The sequence below is a fragment of the Mesorhizobium sp. M0991 genome, from assembly GCF_040318915.1.
Classification (GTDB): domain Bacteria; phylum Pseudomonadota; class Alphaproteobacteria; order Rhizobiales; family Rhizobiaceae; genus Mesorhizobium.
Genome location: NZ_JAMYNE010000016.1, coordinates 126741 through 141625, shown reverse-complemented (window position 1 = coordinate 141625; position 14885 = coordinate 126741). Strand labels below are relative to the sequence as shown.

The following is a 14885-nucleotide window of genomic DNA, read 5'->3' as shown; positions in this document are numbered from 1 at the left end:
GGAAGCATGCGTTAACTGCTCCTCTATTTGGTGCTTGCGCAATTGCTAAAATGGTGAAAACGTTGGTTCGGGGTAATGGGTTAGGGGAGTTCGTCCCGGCTGTTGCGAGTTCCGGGGCGGCGCAGAAAAGTCATGAACTTTCCACAGTTCCTGGTGGGGCTGACCACCACATCGTCCATCGTTGCGATCTCGGCTTACTTTGCGACGGGTTCAATCTGGAAGACGCTGGCCTGGACGATCTTGACCTTGATCGTCATGCAAGTTGGATATTTCCTATTCGTCGTCCGGTTGATCTACGGATCCGGGGCGAAAAACGCGGCGGCAAAGCCGCGGCGTCTGAGGGCTGTGCCGCCGAACCGTCGAGGTCGCGTTCAGCTTAGGCAGTAATGTCCCATATAGATATCATGGTCTAGACAGGACATGTTCGGTTCTGGGAATGTGCATTGGACGTTCCGCTAGTTTAGTCAACTAATATATATCGCCCAACTCATATCGTCGGTTTTGGGCTAGCGGGAAAACCTGGCTGCCGCTTGTACGATTGTGCCTGAGGCGACAGTTTACAATCGGCGGGCAACGGTCCTTTGCTGGTCGGCCTGTGAATCCGGCTGGTGTTTTCGATGGGGCGTTGAGGGCTATAAAGCTGTTCAACCGTGCGGCATCGAGGTGCGCGTCGGCCGGTCGAAGAGGGGATGATGGCCACCGACGGAACGCCAAACATGATTTTGCTGATCGGCAGCGCGCCCGATGTGGTGCGCTGCGCGGCCTGGCCCAAGCAGGCCTTCGGCAAGATTGTCGCCATCAACAATGCCTGGCGCGTGCGCCCCGACTGGGATTTCCTCGTCCATGCCGGCGATTTCCCGGCGGAGCGGATGCCGCAAGGCGATCCCCTGCAGCAGGCGCAGATATTCAGCGCCTCGCATTACGTGCCGGCGCAAAACAGCTTTGGCGGCTTCGTCTATGCCGGCGGCACCATGTCGATGACGGCGGCCTACTGGACGATCCACAGCCAGAAGCCGGACGTGCTGGCATTCCTTGGCTGCGACATGATCTACGATCAGCCCGGCAACACGCATTTTTACGGCGTCGGCCGGGCCGACCCTTTGCGCAACGACGTGACGCTGCGCAACCTCGAGGCGAAGTCGGCCCGCCTGCTCATCCATGCGCTCCGGCGCGGCTGCCTGTGCGTCAATCTATCCGATCTGCCGAGCAGCCGGCTGATCTTCCCGCGGCTGACGCTCGACGAACTCGGCGCGCTTTCTTCCTCGCAACTTTCGGAAATGAAGGCGGAGATGCTTGCCCGGCTGCGGCTCGATCGGGCGGAGGAGGCCGACAGGATGGAGAAGGAACTCGGCTATTTCTTCGAGGACGGCATGTACTGGAAGCACCTCGACAAGCTCGACGAGAAATTCCTGGCCAATATCGACCGGCTGCGGATGGCGGCGGTGGAGGCGAGCCTGAGCAGTCGGCCGAAGCTGCCGATCTCCCCTACAAGGCGGGAGATCGGCGCGTCGTCGGCTTAGCTTTTGGCCGCCTCGAGCTTGTCCTGCGTCTTCGTCTCGAAATCGCTGGCGTCATGGCGCTCGTGCAGCTGCATCGAAGGCTCGCCGAAGGTGCGGTTGACCATGCGGCCGCGCTTGACCGCCGGGCGCGCGTCGATGGCGTCGGCCCAGCGCTGCACGTTCTTGTACTGCTCAACCTGCAGGAACTCGCCGGAATCTTCGTACATGCGGCCCTTGGCCAGCCCGCCATACCAGGGCCACACCGCAATGTCGGCAATCGTGTAGTCGCTGCCGCCGAGATACTCGCTTTCGGCCAAGCGCCGGTCGAGCACGTCCATCTGCCGCTTGGTCTCCATGGCGAAGCGGTCGATGGCATATTCGATCTTCGTTGGCGCATAGACGTAGAAATGGCCGAAGCCGCCGCCGAGATAGGGCGCCGAGCCCATCTGCCAGAACAGCCATGACAGGGTCTCGGCGCGAGCCGGCTGCTCTGTCGGCAGGAATTCGCTGAATTTTTCGGCGAGATAGAGCAGGATCGAACCGGATTCGAAGATGCGGACAGGCTTTTTCCCGCTGCGGTCCATCATGGCCGGGATCTTGGAGTTGGGGTTGACCTCGACGAAGCCGCTGCCGAACTGGTCGCCGTCGTTGATCCTGATAAGCCAGGCGTCGTATTCGGCGCCGCTGTGGCCGAGCGCCAGAAGCTCCTCCAGCATGATCGTCACCTTGACGCCGTTCGGTGTCGCCAGCGAATAAAGCTGCAGCGGATGCTTGCCGACCGGCAGCTCCTTGTCATGCGTCGGGCCGGCGATCGGCCGGTTGATGCTGGCGAAAGCGCCGCCGTTTGCCTTGTTCCAGGTCCAGACTTTTGGCGGCGTGTATTGGTCCGTTGTGTAGTCGTTCATTTGGGAGGCCTTTGGAAAGATTGGGTTGGGAGGATTGGGGAGGATATCAGGTATCAACTTGGGTAATGGCGGAGGAACTTTGCATAGGGCAGCTTCGGATAGCCGTAGGTACAGATAGGGCTGCCGGCGCAGTTGCAAAACCCCGGCGCGAACGGCGCGGCGCCGGTCCACGCTAAAGCCGGCGCCGCCTCTTGCGCCTGATCACCTGCGCCATATCTATAGCCCATATCAGCCTGCGAACATCGCCAGGAACCAAAGCATGAATATCGAACCCCTTTTGCGATCCATCGTGGCCGTCCGAGCCACCGTGCCGGAGGACGCCTTCACGGCAGACGCGCTGGGCACCCGCCGCGAAGGCAGCGGCGTGGTCATCCGCGGCGACGGGCTGGTGCTCACCATCGGCTATCTCATCACCGAGGCCGAGGAGGTCTGGCTGGCCGACCAGGACGGGCGCGTGGTTCCCGCCCATGCGCTCGCCTACGACCAGGAATCGGGCTTCGGCCTGGTGCAGGCGCTGGCGCCGCTCGGGCTTCCCGCCATTGCGCTCGGCGATGCGTCCAGGGCGAAGATCGGTGATCCCGTCGTGCTCGCCGACGGCGTCGGCCGCTCCGTGCGGGCGCGGATCGTCACCAAGCAGGAATTCGCCGGCTATTGGGAATATCTGCTCGACGAGGCGATCTTCACGGCGCCGGCTCACCCCTCATGGGGCGGCGCCGGCCTGATCGGCGCGGATGGCAGGCTGCTGGGCATCGGTTCGCTGCGCCTGCAGATGAGCCGCAACGGCGAGGTCGCCGACATCAACATGGTGGTGCCGATCGATCTTCTGCCGCCCATCCTCGACGATCTGCTGACCCGCGGGCAGGTCGCCAGGCCGCCGCGGCCCTGGCTCGGCGCCTTCTCGGCCGAGAGCGACGGCAAGGTCGTGGTGATGAGCGTTGCCGAGGGCGGTCCGGCCGCCCAGGCGGGCCTTCGCCAAGGCGACGTCATCTCGGATGTCCGCGACACGGCGGTCGACGGGCTTGCCGATTTTTATCGCAAGCTTTGGAAGAGCGGCCCGGCGGGTGCCGAGATCCCGCTCCGGGTGCTGCGCGATGGCCGCGAAACCTGGCTGCGCGTCAAGTCCGCCGATCGCAACAGCCTGCTGTGGAAGCCGCCGCTGCAGTGAGGCAACCGAAACCCTTCACTCTCCGCAAGCGCTGAAGCCAGTGCCTGGGGTCCATTCCGCGAATGGGATGACCTTACCTTCGACCGATACGGTCGCTTGCCTGGTGGTGCCGTCTGCCAGCTTCTTGCTGCTTTTGCCCTTGCCGGTCAGCACATTGTAGTCGCAGTCGCCGGCAACATTGTCGTCCATGTAATCCCAATACTCGTAGGCGAAACCGGCGACGACGAACGTGCCGTTGCGCCAGGCGAGCGTCAGCGTCTTGTTGGTCCGCTCGCTGCCGATCTCCATCGCCGGAATATAGAGCTTGATCGAGCCGTTGGGGAGCGCGGTGAGTTCGGGCTCGGTGTCGGATGTGGCGGGGCCCGGCCGGTCGTAATCCTTCCATTCGCCGTAGATCTGTTCATGCACGACCCCGGCAGGTCTGAGAAAATTGCCGTCGCGATCCCTGAGGAACAAATGCAGGTCCATGGGATGGCCGGGCTCGGTCTGGACGATCATCGCCAGATCGGCGGCGCCATCGCCGTTCCAGTCGCCGGTCGCCGCCGTGATGATCTTCTGGGTCTCGATCGGCTCCGCCAGGGCGGCGGCCGGCAGCAACAGGATCAGACCGAATATTGTCGATCGCATGTAAAAATCCCCTGAGCCTGGGCAGGCCTGAGACGCACGCGCTTCTCAGGAGGCCCGGCTCTGCCGCGTCTCGGAACGGCTCGTCTCGTTGAGCAGCCGGCAGAGCGAAACCGCTTCACGACGGCTCAGGCCGATCAGCGCGATTTCCGAAAATTGCGCCGGCAGATCGTGAACGATGTCCCACACCATCCATCGGCCGTTCGGCTCCATGACACATTCGTAGCGCAATAATTGTTCCTGCATCCGACCCCCGGCTTTGCTCACCGGACTGGTACAGCGTCGAGGTAAATGAGTTGTTGCGCCGCGAGAGTATTCCGCGGCTGTCAAAACCAGGCGTTGAATCCTGCAGGGCGAACCCGACAGGGCACGACCGACGGTGCAGATACTCTCGACAAGGCGGCAGGGCAGGGACGCTTCTGAACGGCGGCGGCCGCCAAACGTGGATCAGGCGTTGCGGCTCGCCATATGCGCGTCGAGCTTCCTCCTCGAGGGGCCGTACCGCTTGATGATGGTTGCGGCCTCGCTTTGCGGTATGCCGTATTTGCGGGCAAAGGCAGCGACCTCGTAAGGCTCTTCGCCGAAGACCAGTTTGCGATCCTGCTTGGTCTTGGATTTGTCGTCGGCCATGGCGTCCTCCATCACATCTGGTCGTTATAGGGCTCCTTGGTCCGGCCGACCATCCTGGCCAGTTCGCCAAAGGATGGCACGCCGGTTTCACCCCGGGCATTGTTGGCCGCCTGCAGCAGCCTGAGCGGAAAGCAGACGGCGTCGCGGTTGGACGGCGACATGTCTTCATAGAGACGCTCGTCGCTGGTCATCGCCGCCTCGGCCCGGCGCAACGCCATGTCGACCTCGTCGACCGATAACAGGCCCTTGTGGACCAGCGCGTTGTTGACGGCCGCGATCGCCATCATCAGTCCTTCGACTGGAGATTGGCGACGTTCATCGTCTTGCGTCCTTGCCGGGCTTCTTGACCGTAGCTTTGTCGTCTGGCCGGATCGCTGCGCGCGGCGGGTTCTGGCCCTCCGAATGCCGGGTCTTGTCGTCGAAATCGTCAGCCGGCCTAGTCAATCCCATGCCGCCGGGAGGTGGCTTGTTGCCGGCCGCATCCTGCGAGAATTCGTCGGCCGCGTCGGGGCTCGTCTTTGCCGGATATTTCCTCGCTCCGGTCTCGTAGCGGTTCGGGTCGTCGGCCATGTCCTGTGCTCCGGTTGCAATGAGCAGATAACTTTCATGCGGCGGCAGCGGTTCCGTGGCGAAAAACGACGTTGCCGGTGCGCAAGCCTTCGCAATCTGTCGGGTTTCGTGCATGCTTGTGCATGCCAACGATGCTTCGCTCCGACGCGCCGGCAAAATGCTGCTCCTACTGCGGCGGGCGCGACCACGACTACGAGGATTGCCCGAAGCGCAAAAGCGATGCCGAACGGCAGAAGCAGACGCCAGGCAACGCCTACCAACCCGGCGCTGCGGCTGCAGGGGAAATCCGCTAGCCAGCCTGAACCACCCCGCCGGTCCGACAGGCCGGCGCGAAGGTCCTTCCATGTCCAGAGGATTGCAATGCCGCCACTATTGTGGGCAAAAGCAGCACGGGCAATCAGGTTGGGGTGGGGCAATGACCGAAACGCAAGGCAGTTCAGGCCGTCCGCAGGGCAAGCCGGGGACGGCATCGGGGTCGATCGGTTCCGGCCTGATCGCACTCCTCATCGTGGCGCTCGGCGTCTTTGCGCTGTTTGGATCCTGGTACACGATCGACCAGGGCGACCGCGGCGTGCTCTTGACCAACGGAGCGCTGAGTTCGGTCGTCGATCCCGGACTGCATTTCAAGCTGCCGTGGTTGCAGCGCGTCGAGAAGATCAGCCTGCGCCAGCAGGTGCTCAAATGGGGCTGCGAGAACCAGAACGATTGCAGCGGCCTGCCGGCCATGCAGGCCTATTCGCGCGACCAGCAGCCGGCCGACATGCGCGTCACCGTCAACTTCCACGTGCCGGCAGCCGAGGTCAGCAACGTCTACACCAATTATGGATCGATCGAGGCACTGGCCGACCGTGTCATCGCCAGGAAAGCACCGCAGGAGATCAAGACGGTGTTCGGCCAGTACGACGCGGTGTCGGTGATCCAGAACCGGGCGAAGTTCAACAAGGACGTCGCCGACGCCATTGCGGCGGTAACCGACGGCCCGGTGATGATCGACAGCGTGCAGGTCGAGAACATCGACTTCTCCGACGCCTACGAGCAGGCGGTCGAAGCCAGGATGACGGCGCAGGTCGAGGTGCAGAAGCAGGAACAGAACCTGCAGCAGGAAAAGATCAAGGCCGACATCGCCGTCACCCAGGCCAAGGGCCGCGCCGACAGCGTCAAGGCCGAAGCCGAGGCCAGCGCCTACAAGACCAGGGTCGAAGGCGATGCGACCGCGGGCGCCATCAAGGCTCGCGCCGCCGCAATCGCCAACAATCCGCTGCTGGTCGAACTGACCAAGGCGGAGAGATGGAACGGCGAATTGCCGAAGTCGATGATCCCGGGTTCGACAGTGCCGTTCCTCGAACTCAGCACGCCTGCCACAGCATCGAACTGAGGCGCGGCGCCGCGGCGCAAACCAGATCAGGGCGGCGGCGCGGTAGCCGTTCCAGTGCTGTCACGGCTGAAGCACAGCGCCTCGGGCGATTGCCTGCGTTTGCCCGAGAAAAGCCGTCAGCAGCTCCATTCCCGCCGGCCAGTCGCCGAGCCCGCTGTCGCCATTGATGTGGCCAAGCGGCCCGGCGATATGGAGATCGCTGCCCCAGCGCTCGGATTTCGCCCTGACATAGTCCAGCGAGCCATAGGGATCGTTGGTGCTGGCGACAATCAGCGATGGAAAGCGAAGCCGTTGTTGCGGTGCGTCGGCGAAGGCCCGGGCGGAGGACGGGAAAGCCGGCGACGCAGGGTCCGGAACCGCGACCAGCAACGCGCCGCTGATCTCGCGGGGGGAGATCCGCTGCCAGTGTACGACCAGCAGACAGCCGAGGCTATGGGCGACGAGCACCGGTGGTATCTTTGCCAGGCATACAGCGGTGTCCAGCGCAGCCACCCAGTCGTCGAAGTCCGGCGCGTCCCAACTCGCCGGGTTGAACCGCCGCATCGCGGGCCTTGCCTGCTGCCAATGCGTCTGCCAGTGGGCTTTGCCGGATCCGCCGATGCCCGGCACAATGATGAGGTCAGTCATGCGAAGCCCTTCTCTCCTGATGCAACGCGCGCAATTCTAGGTCTTCTCCCGGGCGGCGGAATGAGAGATCATCGGAAAGCGGCGAAGAAATCCGATGGATTAAAGGCGATCATGCGGAACGGCGATTATCGGCCAAGGCTCGACCCCACCGATCTGGCGATCATCGAGATCATGCAGGAGGATGGCCGTATTGGCATCTCCGAGCTTGGCCGCCGCGTCGGCCTGTCCCAGCCCGCCACCTCGGAACGGGTGACGCGACTGGAGGAGCGCGGCGTCATCACCGGCTACAAGGCGGTGATCGATTCGGCAGCGCTCGGGCTCGGCACCATGGCGGTCATCCGCCTGCGCACCACGCATGAGCATATCCAGGCCTGCCTGAAGAAGTTCGCCCAGTTGCCGGAGGTGGTCGAGGTGCTGCGGGTGACCGGCGAGGACTGTTTTCTGGTCAAGGTCGTGGTCCCGTCACCGCCCGATCTTGAAAGCATCGTCGACAGCATCGGCCATTACGGCACGGTGACGACAAATGTGGTTCTGCGCGCCGAGCAACCGAAGCGGCTGGGACGCGAATTGATGACCAGGGCCTGACCGGTCTATCGCTTGGTCTGCGTATGCCCGACGGCATTGGCGAACGAGATGCCGCCCTTGATCTCGCGCATCGCCATCGAGGTGATGGTGCGCCGCACGCCGGGCAGCCGGCTGAGCTCCTCGCGCAGCATCCTGTCGAGCGCCATCATGTCGACGGTGACGATCTGCAGCAGATAGTCGGCCTCGCCTGTCGTGGCGTGGCAGCGGCGGATCAGCGGATGCTTTTTGACCGCCGCCTCGAAGGCGTCCGACAGCTCGAAATCGATCGACACCTGGATGAAGGCCTCGATGCCGAAGCCGAGCTTTGCCGGGTCAATGCGGGTCGAGTAGCCGCGGATGACGCCGGCGTCCTCAAGCGCCTTGACCCGCTTCCAGCACGGCGTCTTGCTCAAGCCGACCTCATCGGCGAGCGCGGCAAAGGAGATGCGGGCCTCGCGTTCGAGCGCCGCGACGATCTTCCGATCGACCGCATCCAGCATCATTCGTTCTTCCAATCTGCTTAAGAGACAATTTTCGTCCTTCGTTTACCGCTAATCGAATAACAGAAGGGGACAATGTTCGGCAAGAAAGCGATTAGACTCAGGGGATCGGGACCCAACAGCGCCCGCGCCCGGACGGGCCGCGGCAAGGAGCATGGCCATGGACAAGCAGGACTACTATGCCCGCATCGAAACGCCTGAGATGCGCGACTATGGCGTCTACCTCAAATGCGACAGGCTGCTCGCCTGCCAGAAGCCGCTGGCCGAGATGGTCAATGCCGACGAGCTGCAGTTCCAGATCGTGCACCAGGTCGAGGAGCTGTGGATGAAGCTCATCGCCTACACGCTGGTCGATGTCGTCGATTTCCTGGAAAGGCAGGACACGTATCGCATCGTCACGCTGATGGGGCGCGTGCACCGGCTGATGCGGCTGATGACGGCGCAGCTCGACCTGCTCGAAACCATGTCGCCCAAGGAGTACCAGCAGATCCGGCTGCAGCTCGGCAATGGCAGCGGCCAGGAATCACCGGGCTTCAAGCAGCTGTTGCGGCTGCCGCCCGATCTGTGGCGGGCCTTCAAGGCGTCATACCTCGACGGCCGCGGTCTCTCGGTCGAGGACGTCTACGATACCGGCTACGATCACGGCGACAGCTATGTCGTTGCCGAAGCGCTGGTCGAGTTCGACGAGCTGTTCCAGAAATTCCGCGCCAACCACCTCTACCTCATTCACCGCACGATCGGCCTCGGCGCGAAATCGCTGAAGGGCCGGCCGGTCGAATTGCTGGAGGCCGGCGCCCGCCACCGCTTCTTCCCGGAACTCTGGGACATACGCTGGGCGATGACCGACCGCTGGGGCAGCCAGTATGGAACGGTACGGGAGCCGATCAGCCAGCCGGGGGCCAAGGTGGGGTAGTCCTGAACCTGGTTCCTCGCCCCGCGCGCAGCGGGGGGAGAGGTGGCCGCGAAGGGGCCGGAGAGGGGCTTTTCCTCCTTGCAGGCGAAGGCCCCCTCTCCGTCGCGGCTTCGCCGCGCCACCTCTCCCCCACTTCGTGAGGGCGAGGAACCCTGGTCCTGTAAGGCCTTCTCGCCCCGCGCTTGTATCTCGCAGGCTTTTTGGCGGATGATGTCGGGCTTGCGGCTGGTGGTGCGTCCTTGGGGCACAACCATCGCAACTCTTGGGAGGACATCATGACCTTGGAAACCGCTCAATCAACCGTTCAGTCGCCGTGGCAGACCGCGGCAATCCTTATCGCCCGCCTGATCTTTGCCGCCGTCTTCCTGATGGCCGTGATCTTCAAATTTATCGATATCGGCGCCACCGCCGGCTATATCGCGGCGGCCGGCTTTCCATTCCCGCTGTTCTTGGCCTGGTGTGCAGCCCTGCTCGAGGTCGTCCTCGTTCTATGCTTCCTGACTGGCGCCTTCTTCTCATGGGCAGCACTCGTCGCCGGCGCCTATGTGCTGTTCCTGGGCTTCGCCTTCCACGGGCCGTCGCACTGGGCCGGCAACCAGGCGGAGTTCGGCTTCTTCGTCGATCACTTCACCTTCCTGGCCGGGCTGCTGTTTGCCGCCGTGCACGGGCCGGGCAGCGTCCTGGCGCTGAAGCTTGGCAGGGGGTGATCCCCAATCTCGGATCCGGCGTTCTCGTAAAGGCGCTCAGAAGGGTGGCTGCGACAATGGCGGTCGGGTCTATGACCGCGACCAGGGCCAGATCGGCAGCACAATCCGTACCAGCATCGTCGTGACGATCGAGAACGGCCGGATACCGTCATTCAAGGCATCGCAGGTCGAGTGAAATAAAAGCGAGAGCTAAAGTACGAGCGTTCGAGGTTTATGCTTTTTGTAGATGCGCCTGCATTCCCTCTGTACTTCCAACTTTCGGCGGGCTAAGCAAGACACGGGTCTTGAGGGGGAATTCATGAACATCGCCACGCGTTTTGCTGCCGCCATGATCGGCGCGTCACTGCTTGCCGGCTGCACCACGTTGACCGAAGGCGAATTCAACACAATGCATGCCACGCTTGAAGGCAGCCCTGTCACCAAGCGCGTGGCGATCAACGAATGCATTGCACGCGAGAGGTCCACGCCGCTCAACGAAAGAAAGACTTACGCAGCAATCATGAATGTCAGTGTCGCAAAATACGACAGCGCTTTTTGTAACCGGCTCTTTAATGCCGTTGCAAATGGCAGGCTGACTTACGCGGACTACCGCAGGCTTTCCTCGCCGGGGGCCGACAGCAGCAAGTTGATCAAGATCCTGCAGGCCGCTAGCAGTCGCCGCCAGCCCGGCACGGCAGCCGTTATCGCTGTGTCAACTCCGATCGCTGCGTCAGTTATGATCGCCGCGTCACATCTGGTCGTTGTAAGGTTCCTTGATCTGACCGACCATGCGCGCCAGTTTCGAGAAAGACGGCATGTCCGTCTCCGGCTGACATTGATTGGCCAACTCCAGCAGTCGGATCGGGAAGTTGACGGCGTCGCGGCTTGACGCCGACATGCCTTCGGACCTTTCCTCGTTGGTCTCGCTGGCTTCGGCCTTGCGCAATGCGATGTCTATCTCCTCGACGGAGAGCACGCCCTTGCGGACCAGGACCTGATTGATCGATGCGATGGCCATCAGCAGGCCTTCGAGTTGCAGATTGGCGACGTTCATGGCTTTTGCTCCCATTGGCTAGGGTTCAAACGCGTCAGCGCGCGTTGCGATCCAGTGTGGGGCGGCAGGCAGGTCTAGGACCGGTCGGGCGGCGGTGGCTTAGGCGAGGGTATTCTCACATTTTTTCGCGTCTCAGGTGAATTTTGTTCTTGCTTTGTGCCGGCAGCTATGCTACTAATTTGGGTATGGTGCTAATTGGCTCCAACGACCCGCCCGCCGAGGCGGGGTTTTTGTTTCAGGCCGGTTTGGAGACGATCACGGCGAGCGAGGCGAGCTTTCCGTCACTCAGGCTTCGGATGTAGTTACGGCGGCGCTGCAGGAATTCCGTGCCCATGACGACTTCATTTGCCTGCTGCTGGGCCGGCGAGGGCACGATGCCGGAATTGGCTCTCTTCAGCGCCAGCTCAACATGTTCGCCGGTTTCGTCGACGATCTCGTCGATGCGGAATCCGGCATCGACAAACAGGGCTTTCAATTTTTCCCGATCGGCGAGGTGACTGGTCGCCGGCGAAACCGCCCAGGGCATGGGATAGTATGGCTCGCCACCCGCGAGCACGGCTTCGGTCCAGATCAGCCTGCCTCGCGGTTTCAGCACACGCCGGGCCTCGTCGATGACCGCGGCCTTGTTCTCGATGTTCATGCCGACATAGAAGCAGATCGCCGCATCGAAGGTGCTGTCGCCAAAAGGCAGTTTCGTCGCGTCGGCTTGATGGAAGCTAACCTTGTCAGACAATCCGCTGAGTGCGGTCAGTCGGCTCGATGCGGCGACAAAGGCCGGTGTCAGGTCGATGCCGTCGACCTGGCAGCCATAGGTCGAGGCCAGAAACCTTGCCGGCCCGCCAATGCCACTGCCGATATCCAGGATCCGATCTGTCGGCGAAGGAGCAAGACGGGCCGCATGCTCCCGCGTGGCGATCAGTTCGCGGCCATGGAGCTGATCGAATGGATAGAGTTGCGCGGCCGCGAGTTTTTCGGCCGGGTCGGCGTCCGGGATCGCGGCCAATATGCGATCGACGATGCCGTCGCTGCCGTAGTGACTGGTGACATTGCCCATGACGCGTTCCCCTCAAGCGCAACCACCATCCCATCAACGCAAGTCTCACGCAATGCCCCGCCTTTTCGCGCCGTTCACCGACGAGGTGCGAGGTCGTCAGTGCATTCTTTTCCGCCGATGCCACATTTTGTTCTTGCTTTGTGCCGGCAGCTATGGTACTAATCTGGGTATGGTGCTAATTGGCTCCAACGACCCGCCCGCCAAGGCGGGTTTTTTGTTTCAGGCTCCCTTTCGACCCAAACGTTACGTGAGCTGCCTTCTGTGAAGTCGGCAGGACAGAGAGGGGCGCGAAGGAACGCGACCTGACGATCGTCGGAACCGCGAAATCACCAACCATGAATCCCGCAACGCGCTCGCCCATCCCAGAGAAGCCCCCATGCCCAACCGTTACGCCACCATCATCACCGACGATGACGGCCGAGAGGTCGTCAGCGCCATTGGCGAGTTCGCCGGCGCCGCACCCTATGCACGCCATGGCCGCTTCGAGCAGGTTGCCGCCGGCGTGCGGATCGGCATGGTGCGTGGCGGTACCGTCGATGCGGTCGGCGGCTTCGGCTTCCCGTTGGGAGCACTCGACGGCAAGGCGGCGGCAATTCTCAGGGCAAGGCTGAGTGCCTTGCCTGACGCCGGTGCGATGAGGCCTGGCACGGCGACTGATGAGAAACCGGCAAGCCAGCTGCGGAAGCCGAAGTCGGCACGCGCCGGCAAGAAGGCGAAGCCGCGCAGGCGCATCGTGCGGCCAGGCAACAAGAAGCCGGCGATCTCCGCCGGGACGGCGGAGTAGGGCATGGCCAAGGCTCCTTCCGCCGGCGATCCGCTGCCGCACGATCAGGCACCCGGCAAGTCCGGCCGAACCAAGCGGGCGAAGAAGACGCTGGCCGACGGCTTCCTCGAAGCGATCCGCGCCGATTTCCGCGCCCATGGCGCCGGCGTCATCGCCGAGGTGCGCGCCGAAAAGCCCGACCAGTACCTGAAGCTCGTGCTGTCGGTGCTGCCCAAGGATCTTAGTGTCAACATCAACAATCTGGATGCATTGAGCGATGACGAAATCAGGCAGCGCATCCGCGGCCTCGAAGCCGTCCTCCGGCCGTTTCTCGAAAGACCGGGCCCCGCAAAAGGCCTCGCACAGCCGGGCGGCAAGGAAGGAATATCTCAGCCTGCTGGCGGAGTTGGACCGGAGGCGCCGCACTAACCAGCTTGCCGCCTATCGGCCTTATCGGACATCGTCTTCGAAATGATCGTGCGCCGGTTCGGGCCGGTGAAGGAGGAGTAAGCCGCCCAAGCCCGACGAAATAGTGACGTTCAGCTGGAGCCCGCCGCGCCGAAAGGGGCGGCGGGCTTTTTTGCATTTTTCCTCGCATTCTGTACGATCTTTACTTCGCGACAGGGCGGCTCGATCCGGCGCTTGCCAGACCAAGATGCGCGTTAGGCTTCACGGGAGATGGTGGTCATGCTTGCCAGAGTCCTGACACAAGCGGCAGTCCTGACAGTCGGGGCGCTTCTGTTTGCCGCGACGGCCCATGCCCGGCCGGACAGCCGCGCGATGACGTGCGAACAGACACAGCTTCTGATCCAGAGGCATCGCTCGGTGGTGCTGACCACCGGACAGAACACCTACGACCGATACGTCCGCCAATTCGGCAACGAATGCGACTGGCCGCAGGTGCCGGGCGCCGCTTATATCAAGACGCGTGACGGTCAATGTCTGGTCTATCGCTGCCAGGAGCCGGTCTTCGATCTCCCGAATTGAAAGCAGGGGCTTTCATCCGGCCGCCGACGCAGAGTGCGAAAGGCGGTGGCTCACTCCTCGTCGAAAGGACCACCTTCGCGTGCGAGATCGCGCGAAATGACGCGTTCATCGGTATCGTCCGGCAAGGCCTCGTCGCTTTCCTGGTAAGCGTTATCGTCGTCCTCCTCGGGCAGTTCGCCGTCTTCCTCGACGTCGTAACGGATGTCGCCGTTTTGCGGCACGCCGTCTGGGAGAATTCTCCCGCTCCGGATGGCATCCCAGTCCTGTTGCTGGATGGTCGGGCTCTCCGTCTCGTCGTCGGTTCGTTCTTTCCTGCGCGGTTCCATCGCTGGTTCTCCATAATGTCAGCGGCCCTGAATTGGCTCAGTGGTTGAACTCATAAGTCTGGCGGCCGGTTCCCGTTCCCGGGGCCACTGCGGTCCGGGCGCATTGCCGCACGACGGAACCAATCGCGACTGCCTGGCTTCACAAGTCAGCGCGAAAGGAGCTCGACATGAGACCGCTCATTTTCTTGCCGTACATGCTAGGCGCGCTGGTACTGGCGGTGCCGGCGTCCGCGCAGCCGGGCGAACAGTCGCAATTCGACCGCTGCAAGGTCGAGCCGCCGGACAAGAACAGCCAGCAGCAGAAGCCGGCCGGCAACAATTTGTCCGATATGCTCGAGCCATGCGGTGGGGTGCTGAAGCCGCCGCCAACGGGCGATCAGGGCATGGCGGCGCCACCGCCGAATGACGGCAAGACCCCGGTGATCAAGCCCGGCGAGGTGCCGCCACAGCCGCCCAAGCAGTAGCCGCTTCATTTGCTGCCACAGGGGCTGTCCATGGCGCTGCGACGGGGCGGTAACGCCGCGCCGTTCGAGCCGGCAGGTTTGTTGCAGTGGCCTAGGAACATTAGCTTGTCCTAAATGTTGTTTTAGACGCAGCCGATATCACCCCCTCCGGTATCGCTGCTGATCGGGAGACCGATCGG

The 14885-nt window shown here is 62.7% G+C and carries 22 protein-coding genes and 1 pseudogene; 12 read left to right on the top strand and 11 right to left on the bottom strand.

Features of this window, described 5'->3' with window-relative positions:
- Positions 1-132 precede the first annotated feature (132 nt).
- Both NKH70_RS22760 and NKH70_RS22755 read left to right on the top strand, forming a co-directional pair.
- Positions 133-387 carry an exopolysaccharide production repressor protein gene (locus tag NKH70_RS22760; protein WP_352717071.1) on the top strand — a complete coding sequence of 85 codons (255 nt, stop codon included), beginning with the start codon at positions 133-135 and terminating at the stop codon, positions 385-387.
- Positions 388-692: 305 nt separating this feature from the next.
- Positions 693-1520: a hypothetical protein gene (locus tag NKH70_RS22755; protein ID WP_353026027.1), complete on the top strand. Its 828-nt coding sequence runs from the start codon at positions 693-695 to the stop codon at positions 1518-1520.
- On the opposite strand, the gene yghU is transcribed toward NKH70_RS22755, so the two are convergent.
- Complete coding sequence (gene yghU, locus NKH70_RS22750) at positions 1517-2404, bottom strand: glutathione-dependent disulfide-bond oxidoreductase (RefSeq protein WP_352717067.1); 888 nt, start codon at positions 2402-2404, stop codon at positions 1517-1519. The genes NKH70_RS22755 and yghU overlap by 4 nt on opposite strands.
- Before the next feature lie 259 nt (positions 2405-2663).
- Between yghU and NKH70_RS22745 the strand changes: the two genes are divergently transcribed.
- A complete protein-coding gene (locus NKH70_RS22745) occupies positions 2664-3569 on the top strand; it encodes a S1C family serine protease (protein WP_352465364.1) in 906 nt (301 codons plus the stop codon).
- Between the two features lie 15 nt (positions 3570-3584).
- On the opposite strand, the gene NKH70_RS22740 is transcribed toward NKH70_RS22745, so the two are convergent.
- From NKH70_RS22740 to NKH70_RS22720, 5 genes and pseudogenes are all read right to left on the bottom strand, one after another.
- Positions 3585-4196 carry a hypothetical protein gene (locus NKH70_RS22740; RefSeq protein ID WP_352717064.1) on the bottom strand — a complete coding sequence of 204 codons (612 nt, stop codon included), beginning with the start codon at positions 4194-4196 and terminating at the stop codon, positions 3585-3587.
- A 45-nt stretch (positions 4197-4241) separates the two neighbouring features.
- On the bottom strand, positions 4242-4424 hold the full coding sequence (locus tag NKH70_RS22735) for a hypothetical protein (RefSeq protein ID WP_245274654.1): 183 nt from the start codon (positions 4422-4424) through the stop codon (positions 4242-4244).
- A 216-nt stretch (positions 4425-4640) separates the two neighbouring features.
- On the bottom strand, positions 4641-4823 hold the full coding sequence (locus NKH70_RS22730) for a DUF3606 domain-containing protein (protein ID WP_353026024.1): 183 nt from the start codon (positions 4821-4823) through the stop codon (positions 4641-4643).
- Between the two features lie 11 nt (positions 4824-4834).
- A pseudogene (locus tag NKH70_RS22725) lies at positions 4835-5142 on the bottom strand (hypothetical protein).
- Complete coding sequence (locus tag NKH70_RS22720; protein WP_352717063.1) at positions 5139-5393, bottom strand: hypothetical protein; 255 nt, start codon at positions 5391-5393, stop codon at positions 5139-5141. The pseudogene NKH70_RS22725 and the gene NKH70_RS22720 overlap by 4 nt, the downstream one beginning before the upstream one ends.
- 122 nt (positions 5394-5515) lie before the next feature.
- Between NKH70_RS22720 and NKH70_RS22715 the strand changes: the two genes are divergently transcribed.
- Positions 5516-5686: a hypothetical protein gene (locus NKH70_RS22715; RefSeq protein WP_352912645.1), complete on the top strand. Its 171-nt coding sequence runs from the start codon at positions 5516-5518 to the stop codon at positions 5684-5686.
- Between the two features lie 122 nt (positions 5687-5808).
- Positions 5809-6768: a prohibitin family protein gene (locus NKH70_RS22710; protein WP_352912646.1), complete on the top strand. Its 960-nt coding sequence runs from the start codon at positions 5809-5811 to the stop codon at positions 6766-6768.
- 60 nt (positions 6769-6828) lie between these two features.
- On the opposite strand, the gene NKH70_RS22705 is transcribed toward NKH70_RS22710, so the two are convergent.
- The gene (locus NKH70_RS22705; protein WP_352717057.1) at positions 6829-7395 is read right to left on the bottom strand and encodes an RBBP9/YdeN family alpha/beta hydrolase; all 567 of its coding nucleotides are present in this window, start codon (positions 7393-7395) and stop codon (positions 6829-6831) included.
- A 111-nt stretch (positions 7396-7506) separates the two neighbouring features.
- Here NKH70_RS22705 and NKH70_RS22700 point away from each other — a divergent pair, with 111 nt between their 5' ends.
- A complete protein-coding gene (locus NKH70_RS22700; protein WP_352717056.1) occupies positions 7507-7980 on the top strand; it encodes an Lrp/AsnC family transcriptional regulator in 474 nt (157 codons plus the stop codon).
- Positions 7981-7985: 5 nt separating this feature from the next.
- Here NKH70_RS22700 and NKH70_RS22695 read toward each other — a convergent pair whose 3' ends face one another.
- Positions 7986-8462, bottom strand: a complete 477-nt coding sequence (locus tag NKH70_RS22695) for an Lrp/AsnC family transcriptional regulator (RefSeq protein WP_245274655.1) — start codon at positions 8460-8462, stop codon at positions 7986-7988.
- A 157-nt stretch (positions 8463-8619) separates the two neighbouring features.
- On the opposite strand from NKH70_RS22695, the gene NKH70_RS22690 reads away from it, so the two are divergent.
- Positions 8620-9372: a tryptophan 2,3-dioxygenase family protein gene (locus NKH70_RS22690; protein ID WP_352717055.1), complete on the top strand. Its 753-nt coding sequence runs from the start codon at positions 8620-8622 to the stop codon at positions 9370-9372.
- Positions 9373-9647: 275 nt separating this feature from the next.
- On the top strand, positions 9648-10079 hold the full coding sequence (locus tag NKH70_RS22685; protein WP_352912647.1) for a DoxX family protein: 432 nt from the start codon (positions 9648-9650) through the stop codon (positions 10077-10079).
- 727 nt (positions 10080-10806) lie between these two features.
- On the opposite strand, the gene NKH70_RS22680 is transcribed toward NKH70_RS22685, so the two are convergent.
- Both NKH70_RS22680 and NKH70_RS22675 read right to left on the bottom strand, forming a co-directional pair.
- Positions 10807-11112 (bottom strand): hypothetical protein, encoded by a 306-nt coding sequence (locus NKH70_RS22680; RefSeq protein WP_023675713.1) that lies wholly within the window; start codon positions 11110-11112, stop codon positions 10807-10809.
- 235 nt (positions 11113-11347) lie between these two features.
- The gene (locus NKH70_RS22675) at positions 11348-12166 is read right to left on the bottom strand and encodes a class I SAM-dependent methyltransferase (RefSeq protein WP_352717053.1); all 819 of its coding nucleotides are present in this window, start codon (positions 12164-12166) and stop codon (positions 11348-11350) included.
- A 376-nt stretch (positions 12167-12542) separates the two neighbouring features.
- On the opposite strand from NKH70_RS22675, the gene NKH70_RS22670 reads away from it, so the two are divergent.
- The 3 genes from NKH70_RS22670 (at position 12543) to NKH70_RS22660 (ending at position 13916) form a co-directional block, all read left to right on the top strand.
- The gene (locus NKH70_RS22670) at positions 12543-12950 is read left to right on the top strand and encodes a hypothetical protein (protein WP_353026020.1); all 408 of its coding nucleotides are present in this window, start codon (positions 12543-12545) and stop codon (positions 12948-12950) included.
- Between the two features lie 3 nt (positions 12951-12953).
- Complete coding sequence (locus tag NKH70_RS22665) at positions 12954-13358, top strand: hypothetical protein (RefSeq protein WP_352717050.1); 405 nt, start codon at positions 12954-12956, stop codon at positions 13356-13358.
- Positions 13359-13616: 258 nt separating this feature from the next.
- Positions 13617-13916, top strand: a complete 300-nt coding sequence (locus tag NKH70_RS22660) for a hypothetical protein (RefSeq protein ID WP_352465306.1) — start codon at positions 13617-13619, stop codon at positions 13914-13916.
- Positions 13917-13966: 50 nt separating this feature from the next.
- On the opposite strand, the gene NKH70_RS22655 is transcribed toward NKH70_RS22660, so the two are convergent.
- Entirely contained in the window at positions 13967-14242 is a 276-nt protein-coding gene (locus tag NKH70_RS22655) for a hypothetical protein (RefSeq protein WP_352979356.1), read from the bottom strand.
- 167 nt (positions 14243-14409) lie between these two features.
- Here NKH70_RS22655 and NKH70_RS22650 point away from each other — a divergent pair, with 167 nt between their 5' ends.
- The gene (locus NKH70_RS22650) at positions 14410-14706 is read left to right on the top strand and encodes a hypothetical protein (RefSeq protein WP_352912649.1); all 297 of its coding nucleotides are present in this window, start codon (positions 14410-14412) and stop codon (positions 14704-14706) included.
- The last annotated feature ends 179 nt before the right edge of the window (positions 14707-14885 follow it).

Bases quoted from the DNA above. Each gene is read 5' to 3' on its own strand.
- NKH70_RS22760 (WP_352717071.1), top strand. From the start codon at position 133: ATGAACTTTCCACAGTTCCTGGTGGGGCTGACCACCACATCGTCCATC.
- NKH70_RS22755 (WP_353026027.1), top strand. From the start codon at position 693: ATGGCCACCGACGGAACGCCAAACATGATTTTGCTGATCGGCAGCGCG.
- yghU (WP_352717067.1), bottom strand. From the start codon at position 2,404: ATGAACGACTACACAACGGACCAATACACGCCGCCAAAAGTCTGGACC.
- NKH70_RS22745 (WP_352465364.1), top strand. From the start codon at position 2,664: ATGAATATCGAACCCCTTTTGCGATCCATCGTGGCCGTCCGAGCCACC.
- NKH70_RS22740 (WP_352717064.1), bottom strand. From the start codon at position 4,196: ATGCGATCGACAATATTCGGTCTGATCCTGTTGCTGCCGGCCGCCGCC.
- NKH70_RS22730 (WP_353026024.1), bottom strand. From the start codon at position 4,823: ATGGCCGACGACAAATCCAAGACCAAGCAGGATCGCAAACTGGTCTTC.
- NKH70_RS22720 (WP_352717063.1), bottom strand. From the start codon at position 5,393: ATGGCCGACGACCCGAACCGCTACGAGACCGGAGCGAGGAAATATCCG.
- NKH70_RS22715 (WP_352912645.1), top strand. From the start codon at position 5,516: ATGCCAACGATGCTTCGCTCCGACGCGCCGGCAAAATGCTGCTCCTAC.
- NKH70_RS22710 (WP_352912646.1), top strand. From the start codon at position 5,809: ATGACCGAAACGCAAGGCAGTTCAGGCCGTCCGCAGGGCAAGCCGGGG.
- NKH70_RS22705 (WP_352717057.1), bottom strand. From the start codon at position 7,395: ATGACTGACCTCATCATTGTGCCGGGCATCGGCGGATCCGGCAAAGCC.
- NKH70_RS22700 (WP_352717056.1), top strand. From the start codon at position 7,507: ATGCGGAACGGCGATTATCGGCCAAGGCTCGACCCCACCGATCTGGCG.
- NKH70_RS22695 (WP_245274655.1), bottom strand. From the start codon at position 8,462: ATGATGCTGGATGCGGTCGATCGGAAGATCGTCGCGGCGCTCGAACGC.
- NKH70_RS22690 (WP_352717055.1), top strand. From the start codon at position 8,620: ATGGACAAGCAGGACTACTATGCCCGCATCGAAACGCCTGAGATGCGC.
- NKH70_RS22685 (WP_352912647.1), top strand. From the start codon at position 9,648: ATGACCTTGGAAACCGCTCAATCAACCGTTCAGTCGCCGTGGCAGACC.
- NKH70_RS22680 (WP_023675713.1), bottom strand. From the start codon at position 11,112: ATGAACGTCGCCAATCTGCAACTCGAAGGCCTGCTGATGGCCATCGCA.
- NKH70_RS22675 (WP_352717053.1), bottom strand. From the start codon at position 12,166: ATGGGCAATGTCACCAGTCACTACGGCAGCGACGGCATCGTCGATCGC.
- NKH70_RS22670 (WP_353026020.1), top strand. From the start codon at position 12,543: ATGCCCAACCGTTACGCCACCATCATCACCGACGATGACGGCCGAGAG.
- NKH70_RS22665 (WP_352717050.1), top strand. From the start codon at position 12,954: ATGGCCAAGGCTCCTTCCGCCGGCGATCCGCTGCCGCACGATCAGGCA.
- NKH70_RS22660 (WP_352465306.1), top strand. From the start codon at position 13,617: ATGCTTGCCAGAGTCCTGACACAAGCGGCAGTCCTGACAGTCGGGGCG.
- NKH70_RS22655 (WP_352979356.1), bottom strand. From the start codon at position 14,242: ATGGAACCGCGCAGGAAAGAACGAACCGACGACGAGACGGAGAGCCCG.
- NKH70_RS22650 (WP_352912649.1), top strand. From the start codon at position 14,410: ATGAGACCGCTCATTTTCTTGCCGTACATGCTAGGCGCGCTGGTACTG.